This window comes from Rothia koreensis (assembly GCF_052232265.1).
Taxonomy (GTDB): Bacteria; Actinomycetota; Actinomycetes; order Actinomycetales; family Micrococcaceae; genus Rothia; species Rothia koreensis.
Genome location: NZ_CP197643.1, coordinates 33,515 through 57,804, shown reverse-complemented (window position 1 = coordinate 57,804; position 24,290 = coordinate 33,515). Strand labels below are relative to the sequence as shown.

At 65.6% G+C, this 24,290-nt stretch carries 23 protein-coding genes and 1 riboswitch; of the genes, 16 read left to right on the top strand and 7 right to left on the bottom strand.

Annotated elements, in window-relative coordinates:
- Positions 1-100: 100 nt before the first annotated feature.
- From ACTSLZ_RS00245 to ACTSLZ_RS00235, 3 genes are read left to right on the top strand one after another with little or no spacing between them, the layout of a single operon-like run.
- A complete protein-coding gene (locus ACTSLZ_RS00245) occupies positions 101-1,324 on the top strand; it encodes a thiolase family protein (RefSeq protein WP_443095313.1) in 1,224 nt (407 codons plus the stop codon).
- 3 nt (positions 1,325-1,327) lie between these two features.
- Positions 1,328-2,101, top strand: a complete 774-nt coding sequence (locus ACTSLZ_RS00240; protein WP_443095312.1) for an enoyl-CoA hydratase/isomerase family protein — start codon at positions 1,328-1,330, stop codon at positions 2,099-2,101.
- Positions 2,102-2,106: 5 nt separating this feature from the next.
- Positions 2,107-2,964, top strand: coding sequence for a 3-hydroxyacyl-CoA dehydrogenase family protein (locus ACTSLZ_RS00235; protein ID WP_156265514.1), 858 nt, complete (start codon positions 2,107-2,109; stop codon positions 2,962-2,964).
- 62 nt (positions 2,965-3,026) lie between these two features.
- Here the strand turns inward: ACTSLZ_RS00235 and ACTSLZ_RS00230 are convergent, their stop codons facing one another.
- Complete coding sequence (locus tag ACTSLZ_RS00230) at positions 3,027-3,494, bottom strand: PaaI family thioesterase (RefSeq protein WP_129315223.1); 468 nt, start codon at positions 3,492-3,494, stop codon at positions 3,027-3,029.
- 121 nt (positions 3,495-3,615) lie between these two features.
- Between ACTSLZ_RS00230 and paaZ the strand changes: the two genes are divergently transcribed.
- Positions 3,616-5,718 (top strand): phenylacetic acid degradation bifunctional protein PaaZ, encoded by a 2,103-nt coding sequence (gene paaZ / locus ACTSLZ_RS00225; protein ID WP_443095311.1) that lies wholly within the window; start codon positions 3,616-3,618, stop codon positions 5,716-5,718.
- Positions 5,719-6,237: 519 nt separating this feature from the next.
- Here the strand turns inward: paaZ and ACTSLZ_RS00220 are convergent.
- The 3 genes from ACTSLZ_RS00220 to paaI form a co-directional block, all read right to left on the bottom strand.
- Positions 6,238-6,879, bottom strand: coding sequence for a TetR/AcrR family transcriptional regulator (locus tag ACTSLZ_RS00220; protein ID WP_443095310.1), 642 nt, complete (start codon positions 6,877-6,879; stop codon positions 6,238-6,240).
- Positions 6,880-7,024: 145 nt separating this feature from the next.
- On the bottom strand, positions 7,025-8,362 hold the full coding sequence (locus tag ACTSLZ_RS00215) for a phenylacetate--CoA ligase family protein (RefSeq protein WP_156265502.1): 1,338 nt from the start codon (positions 8,360-8,362) through the stop codon (positions 7,025-7,027).
- Between the two features lie 5 nt (positions 8,363-8,367).
- Entirely contained in the window at positions 8,368-8,775 is a 408-nt protein-coding gene (gene paaI / locus ACTSLZ_RS00210; protein ID WP_443095309.1) for a hydroxyphenylacetyl-CoA thioesterase PaaI, read from the bottom strand.
- Positions 8,776-8,922: 147 nt separating this feature from the next.
- Here paaI and paaA point away from each other — a divergent pair, with 147 nt between their 5' ends.
- The 11 genes from paaA to ACTSLZ_RS00155 all read left to right on the top strand — a co-directional run bounded on the left by paaA (position 8,923) and on the right by ACTSLZ_RS00155 (position 20,357).
- Positions 8,923-9,951, top strand: coding sequence for a 1,2-phenylacetyl-CoA epoxidase subunit PaaA (gene paaA, locus ACTSLZ_RS00205; RefSeq protein WP_129315218.1), 1,029 nt, complete (start codon positions 8,923-8,925; stop codon positions 9,949-9,951).
- A gap of 5 nt (positions 9,952-9,956) precedes the next feature.
- Positions 9,957-10,265, top strand: coding sequence for a 1,2-phenylacetyl-CoA epoxidase subunit PaaB (gene paaB, locus ACTSLZ_RS00200; RefSeq protein WP_129315217.1), 309 nt, complete (start codon positions 9,957-9,959; stop codon positions 10,263-10,265).
- Complete coding sequence (paaC, locus tag ACTSLZ_RS00195) at positions 10,262-11,098, top strand: 1,2-phenylacetyl-CoA epoxidase subunit PaaC (protein WP_129315216.1); 837 nt, start codon at positions 10,262-10,264, stop codon at positions 11,096-11,098. The genes paaB and paaC overlap by 4 nt, the downstream gene beginning before the upstream one ends.
- Positions 11,099-11,103: 5 nt before the next feature.
- Positions 11,104-11,685 carry a 1,2-phenylacetyl-CoA epoxidase subunit PaaD gene (gene paaD / locus ACTSLZ_RS00190; RefSeq protein WP_178979316.1) on the top strand — a complete coding sequence of 194 codons (582 nt, stop codon included), beginning with the start codon at positions 11,104-11,106 and terminating at the stop codon, positions 11,683-11,685.
- Between the two features lies 1 nt (position 11,686).
- Complete coding sequence (paaE, locus tag ACTSLZ_RS00185) at positions 11,687-12,889, top strand: 1,2-phenylacetyl-CoA epoxidase subunit PaaE (RefSeq protein ID WP_443095308.1); 1,203 nt, start codon at positions 11,687-11,689, stop codon at positions 12,887-12,889.
- A 46-nt stretch (positions 12,890-12,935) separates the two neighbouring features.
- Positions 12,936-13,706, top strand: coding sequence for an enoyl-CoA hydratase/isomerase family protein (locus ACTSLZ_RS00180; protein ID WP_443095307.1), 771 nt, complete (start codon positions 12,936-12,938; stop codon positions 13,704-13,706).
- 144 nt (positions 13,707-13,850) lie between these two features.
- A riboswitch (SAM riboswitch) is annotated at positions 13,851-13,973 on the top strand.
- Between the two features lie 116 nt (positions 13,974-14,089).
- Positions 14,090-15,526 (top strand): LLM class flavin-dependent oxidoreductase, encoded by a 1,437-nt coding sequence (locus ACTSLZ_RS00175; protein WP_443095306.1) that lies wholly within the window; start codon positions 14,090-14,092, stop codon positions 15,524-15,526.
- An 857-nt stretch (positions 15,527-16,383) separates the two neighbouring features.
- Positions 16,384-17,034, top strand: a complete 651-nt coding sequence (locus ACTSLZ_RS00170; RefSeq protein WP_178979319.1) for a helix-turn-helix domain-containing protein — start codon at positions 16,384-16,386, stop codon at positions 17,032-17,034.
- A 92-nt stretch (positions 17,035-17,126) separates the two neighbouring features.
- The gene (locus tag ACTSLZ_RS00165; protein ID WP_443096068.1) at positions 17,127-18,941 is read left to right on the top strand and encodes an MDR family MFS transporter; all 1,815 of its coding nucleotides are present in this window, start codon (positions 17,127-17,129) and stop codon (positions 18,939-18,941) included.
- A gap of 323 nt (positions 18,942-19,264) precedes the next feature.
- On the top strand, positions 19,265-19,585 hold the full coding sequence (locus tag ACTSLZ_RS00160) for a type II toxin-antitoxin system VapB family antitoxin (protein ID WP_178979320.1): 321 nt from the start codon (positions 19,265-19,267) through the stop codon (positions 19,583-19,585).
- A gap of 91 nt (positions 19,586-19,676) precedes the next feature.
- Positions 19,677-20,357, top strand: coding sequence for a TetR/AcrR family transcriptional regulator (locus ACTSLZ_RS00155; protein ID WP_443095305.1), 681 nt, complete (start codon positions 19,677-19,679; stop codon positions 20,355-20,357).
- 93 nt (positions 20,358-20,450) lie between these two features.
- Here the strand turns inward: ACTSLZ_RS00155 and ACTSLZ_RS00150 are convergent, their stop codons facing one another.
- Entirely contained in the window at positions 20,451-21,266 is an 816-nt protein-coding gene (locus tag ACTSLZ_RS00150) for a hydroxymethylpyrimidine/phosphomethylpyrimidine kinase (RefSeq protein ID WP_129316219.1), read from the bottom strand.
- Positions 21,267-21,410: 144 nt separating this feature from the next.
- Between ACTSLZ_RS00150 and ACTSLZ_RS00145 the strand changes: the two genes are divergently transcribed.
- Positions 21,411-22,148: a queuosine precursor transporter gene (locus tag ACTSLZ_RS00145; RefSeq protein WP_443095304.1), complete on the top strand. Its 738-nt coding sequence runs from the start codon at positions 21,411-21,413 to the stop codon at positions 22,146-22,148.
- Here ACTSLZ_RS00145 and ACTSLZ_RS00140 read toward each other — a convergent pair.
- Together ACTSLZ_RS00140 and ACTSLZ_RS00135 are read right to left on the bottom strand one after the other, a co-directional pair.
- A complete protein-coding gene (locus ACTSLZ_RS00140) occupies positions 22,138-23,004 on the bottom strand; it encodes an MBL fold metallo-hydrolase (RefSeq protein WP_443095303.1) in 867 nt (288 codons plus the stop codon). The two genes, ACTSLZ_RS00145 and ACTSLZ_RS00140, sit on opposite strands and share 11 nt — an antisense overlap.
- Positions 23,005-23,075: 71 nt before the next feature.
- The gene (locus tag ACTSLZ_RS00135) at positions 23,076-24,215 is read right to left on the bottom strand and encodes an MFS transporter (RefSeq protein WP_443095302.1); all 1,140 of its coding nucleotides are present in this window, start codon (positions 24,213-24,215) and stop codon (positions 23,076-23,078) included.
- Between the last annotated feature and the right edge of the window lie 75 nt (positions 24,216-24,290).

Here is a 24,290-nt window from a genome sequence, read left to right as displayed (position 1 = left end):
AATTGACGCACATCACACCAGGTGCCATATTAGTGAACGAACGGTCGGTAATTCCCCGCAGGCCGAACAGTTGAAACCGAACGCCTGAACAGGAGCTTCCATGCCCGAAATGCCAGCAGCCTTTCTCGTCGGCGGAGCCCGCACCCCGGTCGGGCGGTATGGGGGTGCCCTGTCCTCGGTCCGGCCCGACGACCTTGCGGCACTCTGCATCAAGAGCGTCGTGGAAGAGGCAGGCATCGACCCCGCCGACGTCGACGAGGTCATTCTGGGAAATGCGAACGGTGCCGGCGAAGAGAACCGCAACGTCGCACGCTTGGCCTGGTTGCTCGCGGGGTACCCGGACACCGTGCCAGGGACGACTGTCAATCGCCTGTGTGCCTCCGGAATGTCGGCCATCACCACGGCGTCGCAAATGATCAAATCGGGGGCCGCGGACATCGTCGTCGCCGGCGGCGTGGAATCGATGTCCCGCGCACCCTGGGTCATGGAAAAGCCCACCCGTCCCTTCGCCAAGCCCGGGGAGGTCTTCGACACCTCGATCGGGTGGCGTTTCGTGAATCCCAAGTTCCTGGACGGCCCCCTGTCCCGCGACGGCAAAGCCACCTATTCGATGCCCGAGACCGCGGAAGAAGTGGCCCGCACCGACGGAATCACTCGCGCAGAGGCCGATGAATTCGCGGTGCGCTCGCAGGAGAACGCGGCGGCCGCCATCGAGGCCGGGAGATTCGCGGACGAAATCGTCCCGGTCGAGGTTGCCGGCCGGAAGGGCGAGATCACCGTGGTCGATACGGACGAAGGCCCCCGCCCCGGCACGACCGCCGAGGCCCTGGGCAAGCTCAGGCCCGTGGTCGGTGGGGGATCCGTGGTCACCGCGGGCAACTCGTCCGCGCTCAACGACGGCGCGTCGGCCATCATCGTGGCCAGCGAGAAGGCTGTCGAGAAATACGGCCTCACGGCGCGCGCACGCGTGGTGGACGGTGCATCCGCCGGTGTCCCACCGGAGATCATGGGCATCGGTCCCGTGCCGGCGAGTCGGAAAGTGCTCGAACGTTCGGGGTGGGACATTGATGATCTGGGGGCGGTCGAGCTCAACGAAGCCTTCGCTACGCAGTCCCTCGCCTCGATCCGCCGCCTCGGACTGAACCCTGACATTGTCAATCGCGACGGTGGTGCGATCGCCCTGGGACACCCCCTCGGCTCCTCCGGGTCCCGTATCACGATCACCCTGTTGGGCCGCATGGAGCGCGAAGGCGCGTCCAAGGGCCTCGCGACCATGTGCATCGGCGTCGGGCAGGGCGCGGCATTGCTTCTCGAAAGGGCGTAAACCATGGAATTGACCGGAGACTTCACCGCAATCGAGATCGAGAGCCGCGAGGACAGGCTCCACGTCCGCCTCAACCGGCCCGAAGTCCGCAACGCGATCGACGCGACCATGATCGAGGAGCTGCACAGGGTGTGCGCCTACCTCGAGGCTGAACCCAAGATCCTGATCCTGTCCGGGACGGAGGTCAACGGCAAGGGGGTTTTCGCGTCCGGCGCCGACATCGCCCAGCTGCGCGAACGCCGTCGTGACGACGCCCTGCGCGGGATCAATTCGCGGCTGTTCGACCGGCTGGGAAGCCTCCCCATGCCCGTCATCGCGGCGCTGGACGGATACGCCCTCGGCGGCGGTGCCGAACTCGCGTGGGCGGCGGACTTCCGCATCGGAACACCCCAGACCAAGGTCGGGCAGCCCGAAACCGGGCTCGGGATCGTGGCAGCGGCCGGCGCCATGTGGCGTCTCAAGGAGCTGGCAGGGGAGCCTCTGGCCAAGGAATTGTTGTTTGCGGGTCGTATGCTGGACGCCCATGAGGCCCTCGACGCCGGGCTCATCACCGAAATCCACGAGCCCCAAGATCTTCTCGACGCCGCCCACCGACTCGCGGACCGCATCGCCAAGCAGGATCCCCTCGCGGTTCGCATCGCCAAGGGCGTGTTCCACGCGCCCCGCGAGGCCCACCCGTACGTGGACGAGCTCGCTCAGGCGGTTCTGTTCGAGTCCCCCGCCAAATTCGATCGCATGCAGTCCTTCCTGGACCGCAGAAAGGAGCGCACCCAGTGAACGCTCTGAACAGCCAGAATGTCCCCGAACGTGTCGGCGTGTTGGGCGGGGGCCGCATGGGCTCCGGCATCGCCCACGCGTTCTTGATCTCGGGGGCCCACGTGGTCGTCGTCGAGGTCGACGACGCCGCCGCACGGGCCGCCCGCGAACGCATCGAGAAGGACCTCGGTGCGTCCATCGACCGCGGCAAGATCGAGGGTGCGGTCGGGGAGTGGAGCGCCCATCTGGAGGTGGCCACGGATGCCTCCGCATTCGCCGACCGCGACCTCGTGGTCGAGGCCGTGCCGGAAGTCTGGGACCTCAAGGTCGAGTCCCTGCGCCGCGCCGAGTCGAACATGGGCCCGGACGCGTGGCTGGCGACCAACACCTCGTCGATGTCCGTGGACGGTCTGGCCGAGGAACTCGAACGACCCGATCACTTCTGCGGCCTGCACTTCTTCAACCCCGTCCCCGCGTCCAAGCTCGTGGAAGTGGTGGTCGGTGAGAAGACCTCGGAGCAACTGGCTTCTCTGACACAGGACTGGGTCAGTGGGCTGGGCAAGACCCCGGTCACCGTGCATGACGCCCCGGGCTTCGCTTCTTCGCGGCTCGGGATCGCCTTGTCCCTGGAAGCCATTCGCATGGTCGAGGAAGGCGTGGCCGCGCCCGAGGACATCGACCACGCCATGACCCTGGGCTACAAGCACCCCGTCGGCCCGCTGGCGCTGACCGACATCGTGGGCGTGGACGTACGACTGGATATCGCCGAGTACCTCGAGTCTCGGTTGGGGCCGAGGTTCAGCCCGCCCCAACTCATGCGCGACATGGTCGAACGCGGCGAACTCGGCAAGAAATCGGGCAAAGGCTTCTACACGTACGAGTAGAGGCTGGGGCCAGTAGGGGCTGGGGCCAGGCGCGGCATGGTCGGCTCCTGGCCCCGGTTCGATCAGTCGAAGAACCCCTCCGGCGCGGGTTTGAGGTAGTTGCTGATCCGCACGGTGCACAGGCGCCGTCCGCTGTCCACGTGCGTCATGACGACTTCGTGACTCGTCATGGATCGTCCGAGCTTGATGGGGGTTGCGACCGCCCGCACCGTGCCCTCCGAGGCCGACGAATGATGGGTCGCGTTGACCTCGATGCCGACGGCGATCTTCCCGAACTGCGCCGCGTGCAGGACCGCGGCCCATGAGCCGCAGGATTCGGCCAGAGCAATGGACGCTCCGCCATGCAGGATTCCGTGGCCCTGGCGATTTCCGGCGACCGGCATGGTGGCCACCACGCGCTCGGGGGTCTGCTCCTCGAACTCGATCCCGAGCTTGTCATCCAGCTCTCCCGGATCGATGCGACCCACCGGGGTGTCTCGCTCGCGTTCCTCCGGGCTCCGGTGTTCTGCCCTGTTCGCGTGGTCGTCCAATGGGACCTCCTTGTGACTCTTTGTCGCGCCGGCTTGTGGCGCGTGACTGTGACGTGGGTTATCCTGACAATAATTACTGACCGAACGTTCGGCTACTTTATCGCAGGGAGTGAATTCACCCGTGACCACCCAAACCCGTAATGAGGCTACAACCACCCAGGCCACCGAGATACTGCCGAGTTACGTCCGGGGTCAGTGGTGGCGGCCCGACGATCCGGAGCGGGCGGCCGACGTCGTCGACGCGGCGACCGGCGAACCCTTGGTTCGCGTCAGCACCGAGGGGCTCGCGACGGCCGATGTGGTTCGGTACGGGCGGGATCGCGGCCAGAAGTCGCTCGGGGAACTGACCATTCACGAGCGCGCGCTCATCATCAAGAAGCTCGCCTTGCATCTCAATGAGCACAAGGACGAGCTCTACGAGGTCTCGTTCCGGACCGGTGCTACCGCCAAGGACCACTTGATCGACACCGACGGCGGCATCGGAACCCTCTTCACCTTTTCCTCCAAGGCCCGCCGCGAGTTGCCCAATTCTCGGGTGATCGTGGACGGGAACGTCGAACAGCTGTCGGCGGACGGGAGCTTTCTGGGCGAGCACATCTACACCCGCCTCCCCGGCGTCGCGGTGCAGATCAACGCCTTCAACTTCCCGGTGTGGGGGATGCTCGAGAAGTTCGCTCCAGCGTTCATCGCGGGCGTGCCGAGCGTGGTCAAACCTGCGACGCCGACCGCATACGTGACCGAGAAATGCGTGCGGCTCATGGTCGACTCGGGCCTGCTGCCCGATGGAGCGATTCAGCTGATCTCCGGCTCCGCCCGCGACCTGCTGGACCACCTGGACATGCGTGACCACGTGGCCTTCACCGGATCGGCCGCGACCGCACAGGCCCTGCGCCAGCACCCCAACGTGCTCGAGGGTGGCGTGCGCTTCACCGCCGAAACCGACTCCCTCAACGCCGCCATCATGGGGCCGGATGTCACCGAGGACTCCCCGGAATTCGCGGCATTCATCAAGTCCGTGGTCCTGGAGATCAGTGCCAAGGCGGGACAGAAGTGCACCGCGATCCGTCGCGTGATCGTGCCCGACCAGATGCGCCAGCCCGTCGTGGAAGCGCTCAGGGTCCGCATCGCCGAGCGCGGCGTCGTCGGCGACCCGCGGGACAAAACGACGACGGTCGGTGCCCTGGCCTCTCCTGACCAGCGGGAAGAGGTCGTGAAGGCCGTACGGCGACTGACCGACGCCGGAGGCGCCGTGCGCGTCGGCGGGCTGGACGCACTCGACACCGTTCCGTCCGAGGGCGCGTTCTTCCCCGTGACCGTGCTCGAATTCGACGACGCGCGCGCCCCCGAGGTCCACAGCGTCGAGGCCTTCGGTCCGGTGACCTCGGTCGTGGGCTATTCGGGGTCGGTTGACGAGGCGGTTGAGCTCGCGGCTCTGGGTGCGGGCTCGCTCGTGGCCACGGTTTGCACGCACGACCCTGAGACGGCCGGGGCCTTCGCGGCCGGGATCGGATCCCACCACGGCCGCGTTCTCTTCCTGGACCGCGACGACGCCAAGACCTCGACCGGTCACGGTTCGCCCATGCCCCAGCTGGTGCACGGCGGCCCGGGTCGAGCAGGCGGTGGCGAGGAACTGGGCGGCGTCCGCGGCATCAAGCACTACATGCAGCGCACGGCCGTGCAGGGTTCGCCCGATCTGCTGACCGGCGTGACCGGGGTGTGGCACTGGGGCGCCCGGGCGCAGACGGTGACCCGCGACGACGTCGAAAACGGCACCGGCACGCACCCGTTCCGGAAGTCGCTGGCCGACCTGCGCATCGGCGACCAGTTCCGTTCCGACCTGCGCAAGGTCACTCTGGACGACATCACCGAATTCGCGGAGTCCACCGGGGACACGTTCTACGCCCACACCAATGAGGAAGCGGCGGCAGCCAATCCGTTCTTCCCCCGACGGGTCGCCCACGGCTACCTGTTGGTCTCGTGGGCCGCGGGCCTGTTCGTGGAGCCGGCCCCGGGGCCGGTACTGGCCAATTACGGGCTGGAGAATCTGCGATTCATCACCCCGGTCACCTACGACGACTCGTTCCGCGTGACCCTGACGGCCAAGCGCATCACCCCGCGCGTCACGGACGACTACGGCGAGGTGGCCTGGGACGCCCGCCTGACCAACCAGGACGACGAGATCGTGGCGACCTACGACGTCCTGACGCTGGTCGCGAAGGAGTAGCGGGTCGGGGTCGGGAACGCCGGGCGCTGACCCGGGTTGAGCGTGTGGTGGCCCGGCCACGGGGAGGTGGCCCGGCCACGGTGTGCGTTGGGTGGTGGTTGCCTGAATCAGTGGCGCTTTCCGTCGTTAGGCGGCGGCTAAACCGCCGCCTAACGACGGAAAGCGCCACTGATTCGGTTAAACGCCACGTAGAAGGGGTCGGTGAAGGGCTGTAGCGTGTCCGGGATCGGCGGGCAAGTGCCACTCATTCGGGTGAGTGCCACCTGGGAGGGCCGAGCGGGAGCTCGGAGACAACCCGTTGCAGCCCCGACCACCGCGGGAACCCCCGCCCCATCGGGTAACCGCCACGTAGTAGCAGCTCCGCAGTCCATCAATTTTGTTGGCCAAGGCCTTCTGGCTCGTCGAAGTGGCAATCCCGTGCGAGAAACGGCGCGAGGTGGCGATTGTGAGCGGATTTCGTGGCAAAAAAAGCACAAAGCTGCCACCTCGGCCAGAACCGCTACGCGTCTCACCCGTTGGCTACGCCCGCAACCCCTCCAGGACCGTCTTCACCGCGGTGTCGGCCAGCTGGTCGGTGGTTCCCGACCCTCCGGGCTGGTACCAGTCGACGATCGAGTTGATCATTCCGAGGACCAGGCGCGGGGTGGACTTTCCTGAGATGTCCTCGCGGAGGTCTCCTTCGTCCTGGGCCTGCCGGACGAGTTCCTCCACGGTGCGGGTGATGCGGCGTCGCCGTTCGAGGGCCGCGATCTCCACGGGTGAGTTGCCGCGCAGGCGCAGGAGGAGGGTCACGTAGGGCATCTGGTCCACGAGTACCCGGATCGAACCGCGGATCACCCCTTCGAGCTGGTCGATGCCGCGGGAGTCCGGGGTTCGCACCTCGTCCATTGCCTTCTCGAGTGAGTCCAGCGCTCGGAGCAACGCCTCCTCGAGAATCTCCTCCTTGGAGTTCACGTGGTGGTAGATCGCTGACTTCGAGATGCCGAGGTGGTTCGAGAGCATGCCCATCGAGGTGGTGTCGTACCCGTACTCGTTGAAGACCTGGACGCAGACCGAGATGAGCTTCTCTCGGTCGTATCCCGGGCGTCCTCGCCGCGCACCGTTGCTCGGTGCTGCGGAGGTGCCGGTTTCCTGGTCCTGGGTGGCGGGCACTGTGGGCATGTTCTGTCTCGTCTTTCTGCAGGGTCCATCACGAGATTACCCGACGGCGCCGCGCGCACCGCGTGGTCCGGCGCACGACGCCGCCGGGCCCGGCTGGCGCCGTCGGGCCCGGGTGACGCCCCGGACCGTACGAGGCATCTCGAGGTTACTTGTTCCTGTGGTCGTAGACGCGGCGGATCTTGCCCGAGGACCGTGCCAAGGTCTCCGGTTCGGCGATGTCGATGAGCGCCGACGAACCGATCTTGGTCTTGATCTCCGACAGCAGCTTCTTCCCGTCCTCGATCGCTTCCTCGCGGGTTGCGTCTTCACGCCGCTCGATGTGGATCGTCATCTGGTCCATCCTGTTCGGGCGGTCGATCTCAAGCGTGAAGTGCGGCGAGAGCGAGGGGAGATTGAGGGCGAGCTCCTCGATCTGCGTCGGGAACAGGTTGACTCCGCGGAGAATGATCATGTCGTCCGAACGGCCGGTGATGCGGCCCATCCGCCGGTGCCCGGGACGATCCGTCCCGGGAAGCAACCGGGTGAGGTCATGGGTTCGGTACCGAATGATCGGAAGCGCTTGCTTGGTCAAGGACGTGAACACCAACTCTCCTGGTTCGCCCAGGTCGCACACGCGATCATCGAACGGGTCGATGATCTCGGGCCGGAAATGGTCTTCCCAGATATGGGAACCGTCCCGTGTCACGGCGGACTCGCCGGCCACGCCCGGGCCCATGACCTCGGACAGGCCGTAGATGTCGCACGCGGTGATGTCGAAGGTCCGCTCGATCTCCCGACGCATCTCGTCGGTCCACGGCTCGGCGCCGAGCACCGCGCGCTTGAGGGAAGTGTCCCTCGGGTCCACCCCTGCCTTCCGGAACCCGTCGGCGATGGCCAACAAGTACGTCGGGGTCGCGAGGATCGCGTCGGGTTCGAAGTCGCGGATCAGCTGGACCTGCTTGTCGGTCTGTCCGCCGGACATCGGGATGACCGCGCACCCGAGCTTCTCACCGCCGTAGTGCGCGCCGAGCCCACCGGTGAAGAGGCCGTACCCGTAGGCGTTGTGGATCTTCTGCCCCGGCTCGACGCCCGAGAAGCGGAAGCAGCGCGCCACGAGGCTCGCCCAAGTGTCGAGATCGTCCTGGGTGTAGCCGACCACGGTCGGCAGTCCGGTGGTTCCGGACGACGCGTGGACGCGACGAATCTCGCTCATCGGTACGGCGAAGGACTTGAACGGGTAGGCGTTCCGGAGGAATTCCTTGTCCGTGTAGGGGAACTTGCTGAGATCCGAAAGCTCCTGGAACTGGCTCGGATGCACGCCGTGTTCGTCGTAGAGCTCGCGATAGGCCGGAACGTTCTCGTAGGCGTTGTGCAGAGTCCACTTGAGGCGTTCGACCTGGAGGGCCTCGATCTCGTCCCTGCTCATCAGCTCTTCGGGATCGGGCTGCGTGGGATCGGCGGAGGCGGTGGGGGAGTAGGGGTTGTCGATGGAACACGTGGTCATGGGGTTCACACTTTCTGGCGTTGGGGGACGGTCCGGCTCCGGCCGCGGAAGTGGGCGACGACGTCGTCGTCGGCGGTGACGGTGACGTCGTAGAGGCCGCTGCGACCGGTACGGGCTACCTCTTTGGCTTCTGCGGTCAGGACTTGACCCGGACGCCCGGAACGGACGAAATCGATCTGAGCGCCTTGGGCGACGGTGATCGTGCTGCCGTCCCCCTCGGGGTCGTTGCAGGCCATGGCGAAACACGTGTCCGCCAGGGAGAACACCATGCCGCCGTGGGCGATACCGAATCCGTTGAGCATCTCCTCCCGCAGCGTCATGCCGATGACCGCGTGACCGTACTCCGCACGGTGGACACGGATGCCCAGCCATTCCGAGGTGCGGTCGTTGGCCAGCATGGGGTGATCTGGCATGTTGCCCTCCTCACAATATATGACCGAATGGTCAGTAGGGAATCGTTAAATTGACACTGTGTCAACCGGGACCTTCTTGTGTTGACGACCACAGTCTACCCCTATATCCTGAACGAACGTTCGGTATTTATTTCATTGGAGGACGTCATGACCCACACCGACGACGCCGTCGCCCCGGAGCAGGAGCACTTCGACGCGCTCATCGCGGATGACTCCCGCATCGAACCCCGGGACTGGATGCCCGAGGCCTACCGAAAGACTCTGACCCGCCAGATCTCCCAGCACGCCCATTCGGAGATCATCGGCATGCAGCCGGAGGCCAACTGGATCACGCGGGCCCCGAGCCTGAAGCGCAAGTCGATCCTCATGGCCAAGGTGCAGGACGAGGCGGGCCACGGCCTGTACCTCTACTCCTCGGCCGAAACCCTCGGCACCCCGCGGCCAGTCCTCAACGATCAGCTGCTCACCGGACGCGCCAAGTACTCCTCGATCTTCAACTACCCGGCGCGGACCTGGGCAGACATGGGCGCCATCGGCTGGCTCGTGGACGGGGCCGCTATCTGCAACCAGGTTCCGCTCTGCCGGGCGTCCTACGGCCCCTACGGTCGAGCCATGGTGCGCATCTGCAAGGAGGAATCCTTCCACCAGCGGCAAGGATGGGAAATCCTGTACGAGCTCTCGCACGGGACGGACGCGCAGAAGAAGATGGCCCAGGACGCCGTCGACCGTTTCTACGGTCCCGCACTGCAGATGTTCGGGCCCCCGGACGCGGATTCGCCGAACTCCCAGCAGTCCATGGCTTGGAACATCAAGCGTTTCAGCAACGACGAACTGCGCCAGCGCTTCGTCGACATGATCGTGCCCCAGGCCGAGGCCCTCGGGCTGACCCTCCCGGACCCCGACCTGGTCTGGAACGAGGAGCGTCAGCACTACGACTACGGCGAGCTGGACTGGGACGAATTCATGTCCGTGATCAAGGGGCGCGGCCCGTGCAGCGTCCAGCGGATGAAGCGGCGTCGTGAGGCCCACGAGAACGGGGCCTGGGTCCGGGAGGCGGCCGCGGCCTACGCCGAACGACAGGCCGCCCGCGCGGCCGAGGCCGCAAACCACGAAGACCACGAAACCGAGACCGCGCCGAGCTCACAACGACCGGCCGCCCAACTGATCGGAGCCTGACCACGATGGCCGAAGAAACCCACCAGAATCAGCAGACGGCCTGGCCTCTCTGGGAGGTCTTCGTCCGATCCTCGCGCGGCCTCTCCCACGTGCACGCCGGGTCGTTGCACGCCCCCGACGCGACCATGGCGGTCCGCAACGCGCGCGATCTCTACACGCGGCGCAACGAGGGAACCAGCGTGTGGGTCGTGGAGGCCGACGCGATCACGGCGTCCGACCCCGATTCCAAGGGCGGCTACTTCGAATCCGCCCAGGGCAAGGCCTACCGCCACGCGACGTATTACACCAAGTCCGAAGGGGTGAAGCACCTGTGAGTACCTTCGCATCCCAAGAATCGGCCACCAAGATCAGCGCGGGTGAGTCCATCAGCTCCGAATCCATCGCTGAATCCGGGGCCACGGCCTCCGAGGACGTCGCTCAGTACGCGATGCGGCTCGGCGACGACGCCCTGATCCTCTCCCAGCGTCTCGGGTGGTGGATCGCGCGGGCCCCCGAGCTGGAGGAGGACATTGCGCTGTCCAACATCGCACTGGACCTCATCGGGCACGCCCGGTTCCTGCTCACCTACGCGGGGACCGCCTGGAACAAGAGCGAGGACGACCTCGCCTACTTCCGGCCCGAGGAGGAGTTCCGTTCCTGCCGGCTCGTCGAGCAGGAGAACGGCGACTTCGGCCAGACCATCGCCCGGCAACTGATCTTCTCGATGTATCAGTACGAGCTGTACAAGGCACTGGCCGAATCCTCCGATCCGACGCTCGCGGCCATCGCTGACAAGGCGGTCAAGGAAGTCGAGTACCACGTGGACCACGCTTCGCAGTGGATCCTCCGGTTGGGGCTCGGCACCGAGGAATCCCGGCGACGCATCGCCGCGGGGCTCGAATACATGTGGCCCTACGTCGAGGAACTGTTCACCGACGACGAGCTGATCGACCGTCTGGACGGCGTCGCGGTGCGGCCGTCGAGCCTTGAGGAAGCGGCGATGCGCGGCATCCGGTCGGTCCTCGCGGAGGCCGAACTCGAGGTGCCCGAGGTGGCCCAGGCCAGGCTCACCAGCGAAGTGCGTGACGGTTCCTACTCGGAGCACCGCGGGTACATTCTGGCCGAAATGCAGTCCCTGGCCAGGCAACACCCCGGAGCGACGTGGTGATCGCGATGGCAGCCACGAGCATCCACACAGCACCGGACAAGGACTCGGCCGGTCTGGCCCGCGAGTTGCCCCTGGGCCCATCACGTCGGCCGCACGATGCCGCCGACGCCGCCCTGTGGGACCGTGCCGCGACGGTCTGCGACCCGGAGATACCCGTCCTGACCCTCGCCGACCTGGGAGTTCTTCGGGACGCCTACGTCGACGGCGACCAGGCCGTCGTCGTCATCACCCCCACCTATTCGGGGTGCCCCGCGATGGACACCATGGCCGACGACCTGGTCGCGACCGTCTCCACAGCCGGGTACCGAGACGTCCGCGTGGAGAAGGTTCTGCGACCCGCGTGGACCACCGACTGGATGAGCGAGGCAGGAAAAGCCAAGTTGGCCGAATACGGGATCGCGCCGCCGACCGGTGAGAGCGCTCCTGGACACAACAGCGGCCCGGTCAGGCTGACGCTGTCCGTCAAATGCCCGCATTGCGGTTCCCTCCGAACGCGCGAGATGACCCGATTCGGTTCCACCTCGTGCAAGGCCCTCTGGGTTTGCAACGAGTGCCTCGAGCCCTTCGACTACTTCAAGGTTCACTGACATGACCCAGACCAGCACCCACCGTTCCGACGTCGAGAACGAAGCCTCCGCGCCCGAGGGGAGCGGGCGACGTCGCGCCACGTTCAACAAGCTCCCCGTCACCGGTCTGCGCAAGCTGACCAACGAATCCGTCGAAGTCTCTTTCGGCGTCTCCGACGACTTGGTCGAGGACTACGACTACCTCCCCGGACAGTACGTGGCCCTCCGCGCCGAGATCGACGGCCAGGAAGTGCGCCGCTCGTACTCCATCTGCGCAGAGCCGCGCCCCGGAGAGATCCGAGTCGCGATCAAGAAGGACATGGGCGGGTTGTTCTCCACGTGGGCCAACGAGGAGCTGGCCGTCGGGGACGAACTCGAGGTCATGAACCCGCAGGGCGCCTTTACCTCCAGAACCCGGGTCACCTCGATGAACCACCCGGACGAACTGGCCCGGCACGAGGTCCGCGAGGACAAGAACGCCCACGTGGTGGCCATCGCCGCCGGATCGGGGATCACGCCCATCATGGCGATCGCCCGGTCCCTGATGAAGGCTTCTCCCACCGCGAGCGTCGATCTCGTCTACGCGAACAAATCCTCGATGGACGTGATGTTCGCGGAGGAACTGGGCGACCTCAAGGACAAGTACCCGTCACGGATCGCCCTGCACCACGTCCTGTCCCGTGAACAGCGTGTCTCGCCCCTCATGTCCGGCCGCATCGACCCCGACAAGCTGGACGAACTCCTGGACAAGGTGATCCCGGTCGATGCAACCCAGGAATGGTTCCTGTGCGGACCGTTCGAGCTCGTGCAGCTCTGCCGTGACGCGCTCGCGGCCCGAGGGGTCCCGGAGGAGAGGATCCGTTTCGAACTGTTCACGACCGGCAAGCCGGAGAAACCGGCCGGGCAGCAGGGGCGAGAAGTGGTCGCGGATCCCGAGGGCGAGAACATCAGGATCACCTTCAACCTGGACGGCAATACCGGAAAGGTCGAAACACCCAAGTCGGCCAACGAAACCGTGCTCAACGCCGCGCTTCGTGTCCGTCCCGACGTGCCCTTCGCGTGTGCCGGCGGCGTGTGCGGAACCTGCAGGGCCAAAGTCCTCTGCGGCGACTTCACGATGGAAGAAAACTTCGCCCTGGAGAAGGATGAGATCGAGGCCGGCTACGTCCTGACGTGCCAGACCCGACCGACCTCCGACGCCCTGGACGTCGACTATGACGCATAGCTCGTGCGCGGTGCGCCGCTTCGGGCCAGTTGAAAGGACCTCGACCATGATCGACCTGACCATTTCCGATGACATCGCGGAGATCGTGCTCAATGCTCCGAGCAAGCTCAACGCCCTGGACGTCGAGGATCTCGCAGAACTGTCCGAGGCCTATCGGGAGGCAGAGAACGCCGAGGTCCGGGCGCTCGTGCTGCGCGGCGAGGGCCGCGGGTTCTGCGCGGGCAGGGACATCTCGTCGGTGGATCCGGCACACGACGACGTCGAGGGCTACCTGGGGCATCGGGCCACGGCCCTCTTTCGCCAGATCGCCGCGTTCTCAGCCCCGACCTTTGCCGCGGTGCACGGCGCGTGCCTCGGCGTCGGGCTCGGTCTGGCGATCGCGAGCGACGTCGTCTACGTCGCCGAGGACGCCAAGATCGGGTCGCCGTTCGCCAACCTCGGGGCGACGCTCGACTCCGGAGGCCATGCTCTGTTCTACGAGAGGCTCGGGGCGCACCGGACCCTCGACCTGATCTACACCGGGGAGATGATGAGCGGGGCCGAGGCGGTCACCGCCGGGCTCTTCTCCCGCTCCGTGCCCGCGGAAGAATTGGTGGACTTCACGATGCAACGGGTCCGGAAGGTGTCCCAGGGGGCGACACAGGCGTACCTGGTCTCGAAGGCTCTGGTAGGTCAGCTGCGTGACGAGCGAGCAGGCCTCTGGGATTCCATGGCGGCCGAATCCGCCGAGCAGGCACGACTGTGCTCGACCGCGGACTACGCGGAGGGGTTCTCGGCGTTCCAGGAGAAGCGAAAGCCGCGCTTCACGGGAGAGTAGAGACTCGGGCACTGTCTGTTCGGAGCATTGTCCCGACGTAGCCGGTGCCGTGCCGCGCGGCCCCGTAACACAGTGCAAACCGAGTAACACAAGCACACAGGATGGTCTGGAATCCGAGGTGTTACATACGCTCATGGAAGGAAAGATCAAGAGTCCCAACGCGCAAGCTCTGGCTGGTTGGGCGGCAACCCTCTCCCGTAGCGGGGTGCCCCAGATGATGATCTGGCACCGTCGGCGCGACGACCGGCGGACATGCAAGTACGGCGCGAGAACCGGCGCCACCGCGTGAATGGTTGCGTCGATTCTCGGGAGACGGGAAGTCGGCGCAGGGCTCGGGCACGCGGAGAACCATGGAGTCCCTCCAGGCACCGAAAGGAATCCCGATGTCGGACAAGAAGCGCATCGCCATCAACGCCTTCGACATGACGTGCGTGGGCCACCAGAGCTTTGATCTGTGGCGCCACCCTCGTTCGCGGGCCACCGAGTACAACACCCTCGAGTACTGGACCGACTTGGCCAAGACGCTCGAGAAGGGTCTTTTCGACGGGATCTTCTTGGCCGACGTCGTCGGGATCTACGACGTGTACCGCAACTCGGCGGCACCCTCGATCCGTGGTGGGGCGCAGGTTCCGGTCAATGACCCGTTCATGCAGATCTCGGCGATGGCCGCGGTGACCGAGAACCTCGGCTTCGGCGTGACCAGTGCCGTGACCTACGAGCAGCCGTACACGCTGGCCAGGAAGTACGCGACGCTCGACCACCTGACCAAGGGGCGCGTCGGCTTCAACGTGGTCACGTCCTACCTTCCGTCGGCCGCGGAGAACCAGGGCCTGCCGCGCCAGATCGAGCATGACAAGCGCTATGAGATCGCCGACGAGTTCCTCGACGTCTGCTACAAGCTCTGGGAAGGATCGTGGGAGGACGACGCCGTGGTCAAGGACCGCGAAACCGGCGTCTACGCCGACCCGTCCAAGGTCCACCCGATCCAGCACGAGGGCAAATACTTCACGGTCCCCGGAGCGGGACTCACCGAGCCGTCCCCGCAGCGAACCCCCGTCATCTTCCAGGCGGGAGCCTCCTCGCGCGGTCAGGCTTTCGCTGGCAAGCACGCCGAGGCCGTGTTCGTGGGCGGGCTGCGCCCGGATCTGACCCGGTTCATGACCGACAAGATCCGTGACGAGGCCGAGAAGGCCGGTCGTCAGCGCGACGACGTCAAGATCTTCGCGATGCTGTCCGTGATCGTCGACGAGACCGACGAAAAGGCCCAGGCCAAGTACGAAGAGTACCTCCAGTACGTGTCTCCCGAGACCTCCCAGGCGATCATCGGCGGCTGGTCCGGTGTCGACCTGTCCCAGTTCGGCGAGGACGAAGTGCTCAACTACATCGAGACCGATTCCATTCAGTCCTTCCTGACCCCGTTCACCCTCCAGTCCAAGGACAAGGAGTGGACGCGCGAGGACATTGCGAAGCACTGCGCGATCGGCGGGATGGGCGACGTCATCATCGGTGGTCCCGAAAAGGTTGCCGACGAGCTCGAACGCTGGATCGATGAAGGCGGCCTGGACGGAATCAATCTCGCCTACCACGTCTCGCCCGGGTCCTTCGAGGACTTCGTCGAGTTCGTGGTCCCCGAGCTCCAGAAGCGCGGCCGCTACCGGACGAGCTACGAGGGATCCACCTTCCGCGAGAACCTCTACGGCGAAGGTCAGGTTGCGATCGACGAGCACCACCCGGCCGCGGCGTACAAGGGGTCGTATGTCGGCAAGCCATCGACCGAGGACACCCCGGCGCGCCCGGTCGAGGAGGACGCCGTGGCCTGATCGTTCGGGAAGTGGCGCCGTGTCTTGGCTCGGTCGGGTGTGGTGCCGCGACGCGGTCGGGTGCGGCGCTTCGTCTTGACTCGTCGGGGGCGGCATCATAACTCGGTCGGGTGTGGCGCCGCGTCTTGGGCGGGTGTGGCCGGCAGCTTCCGTTGTCCGCCGCGAGGTGGCGAGGCGGCGAGGCGGCGGTTTTGTGCGGCTGATTCCACGAAGTGGCAGTTTGGTGCCGTTCTCTTCGCGAGGTGGCAATCTCGTGCTGTTTTTCCGGCGAGGTGGCAATTTTGGGACGTTTTGGGCCGGTTTTAGTCCCAAAACTGCCACCTCGCGCGCCGGCCTGCACGTAACTGCCACGTCGAGCGCTCGTTCGCTCGAAATTGCCACCTCGGCGGGGCGACTCGCACGAAACTGCCACCTCGCGCGCCGGCCTGCACGTAACTGCCACCTCGAGCGCCCGACCGCACAGAACTGCCACCTCGGTCCGGGACGACGACGGCGATAAGCCCCGTCACGTGCGTGCTTCGGCACAAAATTGCCATCTCGGCCCCTGACTGCACGAAACTGCCACCTCGGTCGAGGGCGAGCTGCACAAAACTGCCACCTCGCGCGTCGGCCTGCACGAAACTGCCACCTCAGCCCCCGCCCCCCTCCGGCCCGCGGCACCCCCGGCCCGCGGCACGCGCCCCCGCTCCGACCCCCCCCGCGGCCCGCACCCCTCGCCTCTGAACCCCCTCCGATCCCCGGCCGCTTGCGCGAAAGATCGCCCACCGCGCCCATTTACATAGTTAGGCTATCCTTAGAGACCAAAGCCACAAAAAGTGCAGTTGTGCATCTTTTGCAGAACTGCATAAGATGCATGGGTGCAAACCACAGAACCATCCCTTCGCGAACGACGTCGGGCGCGGACGTGGGACTCGATCCACGCGGCCGCGCGTGAACTCGCGTCGGAACGCGGAATCAGGCAGACCACCGCGGAACTCATCGCGGAGAAAGCCGGTGTCTCGCCGCGAACGTTCTTCAACTACTTCGCGACCAAGGAAGACGCCGTCATGGGGCTGCGTCCCCCTCAGATGACCGAAGACATGTTGGCTCAGGTCCAGGAGGACGAGTCGGGCGGACTGCTCGCGCAGGCGGCCCGGCTCCTCGCCAGCGTCCTGTACGACTCGTTCGCGAGCGACATCAAGGGGATCATGAACGAGCTCACCGAAGACCGGGACCATATGCGGCAACGCATGAAGATCCACATGCTTCGGTGCGAGCAGGAGCTCAAGGACTTCCTGCTCGCCATGGACTGGGCCGTGTACCAGGAATCCGGCCGTTTCGTGCTTCGTGAAGACGAGAACAGCGAGCCGGAACCCGAGCAGGAAGAGCGCATTCGTGCGATCGTCCTGATGGCCACCGCTGTTCTCCGATACGTCGACTACGGCGCCCGAGCCTCCCGGGATGAGTTTGCCGCATCCATCAATCGCACCGTCACACTGTTCTCCACCATGATCAAGGAGCCTCGTTGAGCACCACCTACACACCGCGTCACGCCGTCGGGGGTGGCAAGAGCGGCACCGGAGCGGCGCAGACCGATCCGGCCTCGCCCGCAACCGGGGAGATTTCATCTGCTCACTCGGCCCAGAAGGGCGGATTCGGTCGCCCCACCCCCAACACCAATGTCCTTCTGCTGTTCATCGGCCTGATGATCATCATGTTGATGTCCTCGCTGAACCAGACGGTTCTCTCGCCGTCGCTGCCGACCATCGTCGGTGAGCTGAACGGCGTCGAGCACATGAGCTGGGTCATCACCGCGTTCATCATGGTTTCGACCATCATGATGCCGGCCTACGGCAAGCTGGGCGACCTCTGGGGTCGCAAGCCCTTGTTGATCTTTGCGATCATCGCCTTCGCTGCGGGGTCCGTGACGGGCGCCGTCGCCCAGGACATGACGACCCTCATCATCGCCCGTGGCCTCCAGGGGCTCGGCGGTGGCGGACTCATGATTCTGTCCCAGTCCGTGATCGCGGACGTGATTCCCGCCCGCGAGCGCGGAAAGTACATGGGCGCCCTGATGGGCGTCTTCGCGTTCTCCTCGGTCGCCGGTCCGCTGCTCGGCGGTTGGCTGACCGAAGGGCCCGGCTGGCGCTGGGCCTTCTGGATGAACATTCCGCTCGCCGTTCTTGCGCTCTTGGCAGCGATCTTCCTCATTCCCCACACCAACAAGGAAGACGACGCCGAACGTCGAAAGATCGACGTCTTCGGCATGGCCTTCCTCGGTGCGGCGACCGCATGCCTCGTGCTTGCGATGACCTGGGGCGGCAACCAGTACGACTGGGATTCGCCGACCATCATTGGCCTGCTGATCGCGGTTGTCGTCTGCGTGGCCATCTTCATCCCGATCGAAGCCAAGGTGACCGAACCGGTCATGCCGCTGGCCCTGTTCAAGGATCGCAACTTCAACCTGGCCACGATTGCCAACCTGTGCATGGGCATCGGCATGTTCGGTGCCGTCGGTTACATGCCGACCTACATGCAGATGGTCCTCGGGGTCGACGCGACCCAGGCGGGACTGCTCATGATCCCGATGATGGGCATGCTGCTCATCACGTCGATCACGGTCGGATTCGTTGTGGCCCGGATCGGTCGGTACAAGATCTTCACCGTCGTGGGTTCTGTACTGCTCGCCCTCGGGCTGTTCCTCCTCTCCCACCTGGAGGTCGATACCCCGGCTTACATCATCTGCATCTGCCTGGCGGTCATCGGTCTGGGTCTGGGTATGTCGATGCAGCTGCTGACCCTGATCGTCCAGAACTCCTTCCCGATCAGCATGGTCGGAACGGCGACGGCGGCGAACAACTTCTTCCGCCAGGTCGGCGCGACCATGGGGTCCGCCCTGGTCGGCGGCCTGTTCACCTCCCGCCTCAAGGACTTCCTGCAGGACCGCATGCCGCCTCAGGCGATGGCGGCCACCGGCAGCGGCGGGTCCAATTCGCTGACCCCCGGCCTCGTGGAGAAGCTGCCCGCCCCGATCAAGGACGTCGTGATCGGCGCGTACAACGACGCTCTGGTTCCGATCTTCCTGTGGATCGCACCGTTGGGCATCCTCGCCGCGCTGGTCCTGCTGTTCATCCGCGAAAAGGCGCTGGCCACCAGCGTCGCGGACTCGGGCCATACGAGTGAGATCTCCGAGGAGGGCGCCGACGACGCGGGCGACACCGAGCCGTCGACCTCCGAGCGGGCCGCCTCGGAGGCCCAGGAGTCGGAGATTTCAGTTGCCCAGACGTCGGAGACCGCGGAAGGGCAGGAGTCGGAGACCTCCGGTCCCCGCCACCGTGCTGCGGGAGCCGAGCAGTCGGAGGAAGAGGCGCGTCCGCGAACCGGCGAATTCCCTCTCCCTGAGACCGGTTCCATGATGCAGATCAACCGGAAGTAGCTGGGGCCCCGAGCCCGAGATCGGGTTCGGTCCCTGCGTGGTGACGCATGACGCCGCCCGCTCGCGATCCTTGGAGTTGGCGAACGGGCGGCGTCTTTGCTGTGCCCAGGGCCTTCAGGAGGCGTCGAGTACGAAGGCCCTGAGGCAAGTCCGTAATTACAATTTCCGCGTTCCCGCCGGAGCGTGAGGGGCCGATACCACTCGGATATTCCGTCGGGTGCATATGGCGCGCAGGGTGCAAATCCCGGCACGACAAGGAGCGACTTCGGCGGGTCGAGCAAAAAAGTAACGCATCGCACACTATCGGCTATTACCATGGACCCATGATCTTCAAGGCGGTGGGCGAGACTCGGCCGTATCCTGAGCATCCGTTCAAGGGTCGACGAGAGTGGGCGACGCTCGCCCCGTGTCAGGTTCGGCTGGACCAGCTGACGACGACGCAACGCATGCTCGATCTGGCGACCCTTTTCGGCGAGGAAGCCACCTTCTACGACGACATCTTTCCGCACGTCGTCAAGTGGGAAGGGCGGCTGTACCTCGAAGAAGGAGTGCACCGCGCACTGCGTTCCGCCTTGCAGCACCGGCCCGTGATGTACGCGCGTATCCTCGATCTGGATGACGGGTCGGGGGCTTCAGGGGAGTAGGGGGCGACGGAAGCTGAGTGCCGACTGGCAGGTCACTGTGACCTTGCCTTCGGGGTCGTGATTTGGTGACATCCGGGCCTATACTGTCGATATGCCTCGTATCTCCGCACCCTCCAACGCCGCGCAGCGGGAGAACACCCAGAATGCGATCCTGAAGTCTTTCGGTGAGCTCCTCTATACCCGCGGCCTGACCGGGCTGACCATGACCCACGTTGCCAAGAACGCAGGGATCGGTCGGACGGCCGTGTACAACTATTTCGCCGATATGGGTGAGCTGCTGGTCGCTTACGCGTTGGACGAGACCGAGCGATTCATCAACGATCTCCGCACGGAGCTGACCAGCGTCACGAATCCCGTGGACCAGCTCGCCGTCTACGTGCGCATGCAGATCGAGGACATGTCCCGCAGGCATCTCCCGCCCGGGCCAGCGATGCGGTCCGTCCTTTCCCCCGAGGCCTTCGCGAAGCTGGGCGACCACGTGGGAGACCTCCAGGCGGTGCTCGCGAGGATACTGACCGCGTGCATCGACCAGGGCTACCTGCCGCCGTCGGACATCACCGAACTCGCGCAATTGGTGCACGGCTCGCTCAGCTCGGCCGCGGACCGGGGCAAGAACGAGGAGGACGAGGTCCGCAACGAGCGGATCCGGCACACGACCTCGTTCATCCAGCTCGGTCTCGGTGCGCAGTTCGACGTCGACGGCCGCCCGGTCGCCGCCTATGCGGATCGTCTGAGGGACGAAGACGCCAGGTTGCGCTCCGTGGCCTCCTGACCCTGAGCGTCCTGAACGACAGGACGCTGTGAACGGAACGAGCCGCCGGACCCCATCGCTCTGACGAGCGGTCGGGCCGGCGGCTCGTTTGCATCAGGACGCCTCGTTGACCTGCTTCAGCGTGTCGAAAGGTGCATGGGAGCTGATGCGGGCCTCGATACCTCGGGTCACGAATGCCTTGGCGTTGCGGGCTGCCTGGAGCGGCGTCGCCCCCTTGGCGAGTTCGGCCGTGACGGCGGCGGCCAGAGAGCAACCCGCCCCGGCCACAGCGACCTCACCGATCTTGGGGGAGGAAAGAATTTCCGTGGTCTCGCCGTCATGGAAGACGTCGACGGCGTCCGGCCCCGCGATGCGGACCCCGCCCTTGGCCAGCACCGCCGCCCCCGACCGCTCGTGAATCCGCCGCGCGGCTTCTTCGAGATCGGCGACGTCGTCGATCTGGTCCATCCCAGACAGGGAGAGAGACTCGAAGTGATTGGGCGTCACGAAATCCGCCAGCGGAAGAATCTTCGAGGTCAGAGCCTTGTCCGTGTCCAGAGCGGCACCCGGTTCCTGACCCTTGCAGATCAGCACCGGGTCCAGCACGATGTTCTTCGGGCTCTGTTGGCGCAACGTCGCGGACACGGTCTCGATCGTGTCGGGAGAACCGAGCATCCCGATTTTGACCGCGTCCAGGTCGTACGCGGTCGTGTTGACCTCGAGCTGGTCCGCCAGCGTTTGCTGGTCGATCGGGAGGACACGGTGGCCCCAATCGTTCTTCGGATCGAAGGAAACGATGCACGTCAGCGAAAGGCACCCGTAGACCCCGAGCGCCTGGAACGTCTTGATGTCTGCCAAGGCGCCCGCACCGCCCGTGGCCTCGGAACCTGCAATGGTCATGGCAACGGGAGTCTGAGAAGTTGTAGTCATACCTTCATTATCCAACCGCCGGGTAAGATTTTCACGGCTCGGGTGGCAGACGGGCCCTGACGGCGCTCAGCGCCGCATCGGAACAGTCGAACCACGGGTTCCCTCGTTGAGGCGAAGCCGCGTCAATACAGATTGGTGACCACAATGCACTCCACCCCCACAGGGTCCGGAACTCCGGGCGCCCCCGGCCATGACCTGACACCCGGTGTGCCGAACGGGCCGACGTACGCGAGGCGTCCGAAAACATACTTCGACCTGCTCCTGGCGCTCTATTGTGTGCTCCTGATCCTCTCGAACATCGGTGCCACCAAAGGCGTCGCCTTCGGACCGATTCTGACCGACGGAGGATTCTTCCTCTTTCCGCTCGCGTACGTTCTGGGCGACGTTGTGACCGAGGTCTACGGGTTCAAAGCCGCACGCCGAGCCATCATCTCCAGTTTCTGCGCCGGGGCCTTCGCTTGCCTGAGCTTCTGGATCACGATCATGCTGCCCTCGGCGGACTTCTACGAGAACCAGACGGCCTTCGAAACGGTTCTCGGCCCGGTCCCCAGGATCATCGGCGGATCGTTGCTCGGATTCCTCGTCGGCCAGCTCCTCAACGCATGGATCATGGCCCTCATCAAGAAATGGACCCGCGAGCGGTTCATGTGGGTCAGGCTCATCGGTTCGACCCTCGTGGGCGAGTTCGCCGACACCCTGATCTTCTGCACGATCGCGGCGCCGATCCTCGGCATCCAGCAGTTCGGCGACTTCGCCAACTATGTGGTGGTCGGCTACTTCTACAAGTGCCTGATCGAGGTCGTCCTGCTGCCGATCACGTACCCGACCATCGGGTGGTTCAAGAGGCACGAACCCACGTACCCCGGCGCCGTCAGTCGGTGAATCCGGCGATCTCGCCGATGTCCATGAGATAGGCGAGCTGCGCCTTGAGCGTCTTGACCGCGGGGCCGCGCGCCTCTTCCGGGACGTCGGCGTAGATGTCCTCCGCCAGGCTCGAGGCCGAGGGGCCCAGGTCGTCGTCGGACGCCTTGAGGCGCCTGCGGAGATCATGGATGCGGTTGAGCCTGTGGTCCAGGAGGCGCTCGCAGGCTTCCTCGAGGAATTCGCCGTGGGGACCGTGGGCGGGGAGGACCGTGAAACCGGGTTCGTCCTTGAACACGCGCAGCGTGTCCAGGTAGTCCTCCAGGTCGCCGTCCGGGTAACCGAGCATGGTGGTCCCGCGGCCGAGGATGGTGTCGCCGGTGAGGATCATGCCGTCGTCGAAAATGCTCAGGCAGATCGAATCCGCGGTGTGCCCGGGCGCGTGCCAGACGCTGATTTCCACGGAAACGTCTTTGAGAACTTCCTCGTCCTGGAGTCGACCGGCCCCGATGCACAGTTCCCGGTCCCAGGCGCGGACGGGGGCCCCGGTCAGGTCGTGGAGCGCAGGAACGTTTCCGACGTGGTCCTGGTGCCAGTGCGTCACGACGATGAGAGCGACGTCGACCGCCGCCGCAATCGCTTCGGCATGGCCCTGGTCGGCGGGCCCCGGATCGACGACGACGGCACGCGGCTTGGGTGCCCCTGGTTCGGGTGGGAAGGACTCGCCCAGGTCGCCGATGACGTAAGTATTGGTCCCTTCCAGGGTCATGGCGCTGGGGTTGTCGACGGTCAGGAATGCCGTGTGGGCGCTCGTTCGAACCCACGCGTGCGATTCCGGCACGGGTGACGAGGACATGCAGCTCGAAGAAGCACTCATGGCACCAGTTCATCACACCTCGCCGCGGCATGCCTGTCTCCGGGCCGGAAACCTGGCGATATCTTGCGGCTTCATCGGGGGTCTTCTCGTCGCGGTCGGGCGGCGGGGACGACGGCGATGGCCAGAAGGGCCGCCACGCCGACGGCGAGCAGAGCGTTCAGCGGCCCGACGTGGTCGCCCAGGAAACCCAGGAGCGGAGGTCCGCCGAGGAAAGCGGTGTAACCCAGGGTCGAGACGACCGACAAGCGTGCGGCGGCGCGCATCGGCTCGTCCGAGGCGGCGGACATCCCGACGGGGAAGCCCAAACTTGCGCCGATGCCCCACACGGCAGCGCCGGCGTATGCGACCACCAGGTTGCCGAAGACGACCATGAGGCAACCGATGGTCGCCGTCGCGAACAACCCGCTGAGCAGGACGACTCGCCCGTACCGGTCCAGGGCCTTGGTACCGAGGACTCGTGTCAGAGTCATCGCGGTCAGAAAAATGCTGACCCCGAGCACGCCCATGCTCGAGGGGACGTGGTGGCCGCTTACGAAGGCGACGGCCATCCAGTCGTTGGCCGTGCCCTCCGTGAAGGACGCGGCCATCACCATGACGCCGACGAGCCAGGTCCGCGGCTCGAGCCACGCGGATGTCCGTGCCACGGAGCTCGTCGGAGGCATCTGGCCGGTGCGGGGCTCGGAGGGGGAGGGCAAGAACCCGGAACTGGCCAACCACGCCGTTCCGCCGGCGATCAGAACGACCACGGGAATGTGCAGCTGCACCGGGACACCGATGACGATCGCTCCGGCGCCCGTGAGGGAGCCGAGGACCGTCCCACCGCTGAAGGCCGCATGGAACCAGGGCATGATGGCGCGCCCCATGCGCTGCTCGACCGTCGCCCCCTCGAGATTCTGGGACACGTCCCACACGCCGTTTCCCAAACCGAAGACGGCGAGGAAGGGTGCGATCCACACGAATGACGGCGCAACCTCGACCATCGCGGAGGCCCCGACCAGGCCGACGGCGGCCGCCAGGATGGCCAGTCGCGTGCCGAGGAGGGGTCCCCACCGTTCGAGCAACCGACCGGCCAGGGGAAGGCCGACCAGGGACCCGATCGAAATGGCCAGCAGAAGGACACTCAGCTGCCCAGGAGACAGTCCCAGGTGGTCCCGGATGTCCGGGATGCGTGACATCCACGTGGCGAAAGCGAATCCGTTGGCCGCAAACACCGCCAGGGTCGCTCTTCGTGCGGATGCGACCCTGCCGGGATCCCGGCCGGGAACCCGGCCGGTCAAAGGTCTCCG

Excerpts from the sequence above, each read along its gene's own strand:
- ACTSLZ_RS00245 (WP_443095313.1), top strand. The coding sequence starts at position 101 with ATGCCCGAAATGCCAGCAGCCTTTCTCGTCGGCGGAGCCCGCACCCCG.
- ACTSLZ_RS00240 (WP_443095312.1), top strand. The coding sequence starts at position 1,328 with ATGGAATTGACCGGAGACTTCACCGCAATCGAGATCGAGAGCCGCGAG.
- ACTSLZ_RS00220 (WP_443095310.1), bottom strand. The coding sequence starts at position 6,879 with ATGCCCACAGTGCCCGCCACCCAGGACCAGGAAACCGGCACCTCCGCA.
- ACTSLZ_RS00215 (WP_156265502.1), bottom strand. The coding sequence starts at position 8,362 with ATGACCACGTGTTCCATCGACAACCCCTACTCCCCCACCGCCTCCGCC.
- paaI (WP_443095309.1), bottom strand. The coding sequence starts at position 8,775 with ATGCCAGATCACCCCATGCTGGCCAACGACCGCACCTCGGAATGGCTG.
- paaA (WP_129315218.1), top strand. The coding sequence starts at position 8,923 with ATGACCCACACCGACGACGCCGTCGCCCCGGAGCAGGAGCACTTCGAC.
- paaB (WP_129315217.1), top strand. The coding sequence starts at position 9,957 with ATGGCCGAAGAAACCCACCAGAATCAGCAGACGGCCTGGCCTCTCTGG.
- paaD (WP_178979316.1), top strand. The coding sequence starts at position 11,104 with ATGGCAGCCACGAGCATCCACACAGCACCGGACAAGGACTCGGCCGGT.
- paaE (WP_443095308.1), top strand. The coding sequence starts at position 11,687 with ATGACCCAGACCAGCACCCACCGTTCCGACGTCGAGAACGAAGCCTCC.
- ACTSLZ_RS00180 (WP_443095307.1), top strand. The coding sequence starts at position 12,936 with ATGATCGACCTGACCATTTCCGATGACATCGCGGAGATCGTGCTCAAT.
- ACTSLZ_RS00175 (WP_443095306.1), top strand. The coding sequence starts at position 14,090 with ATGTCGGACAAGAAGCGCATCGCCATCAACGCCTTCGACATGACGTGC.
- ACTSLZ_RS00160 (WP_178979320.1), top strand. The coding sequence starts at position 19,265 with ATGATCTTCAAGGCGGTGGGCGAGACTCGGCCGTATCCTGAGCATCCG.
- ACTSLZ_RS00155 (WP_443095305.1), top strand. The coding sequence starts at position 19,677 with ATGCCTCGTATCTCCGCACCCTCCAACGCCGCGCAGCGGGAGAACACC.
- ACTSLZ_RS00150 (WP_129316219.1), bottom strand. The coding sequence starts at position 21,266 with ATGACTACAACTTCTCAGACTCCCGTTGCCATGACCATTGCAGGTTCC.
- ACTSLZ_RS00145 (WP_443095304.1), top strand. The coding sequence starts at position 21,411 with ATGCACTCCACCCCCACAGGGTCCGGAACTCCGGGCGCCCCCGGCCAT.
- ACTSLZ_RS00140 (WP_443095303.1), bottom strand. The coding sequence starts at position 23,004 with ATGAGTGCTTCTTCGAGCTGCATGTCCTCGTCACCCGTGCCGGAATCG.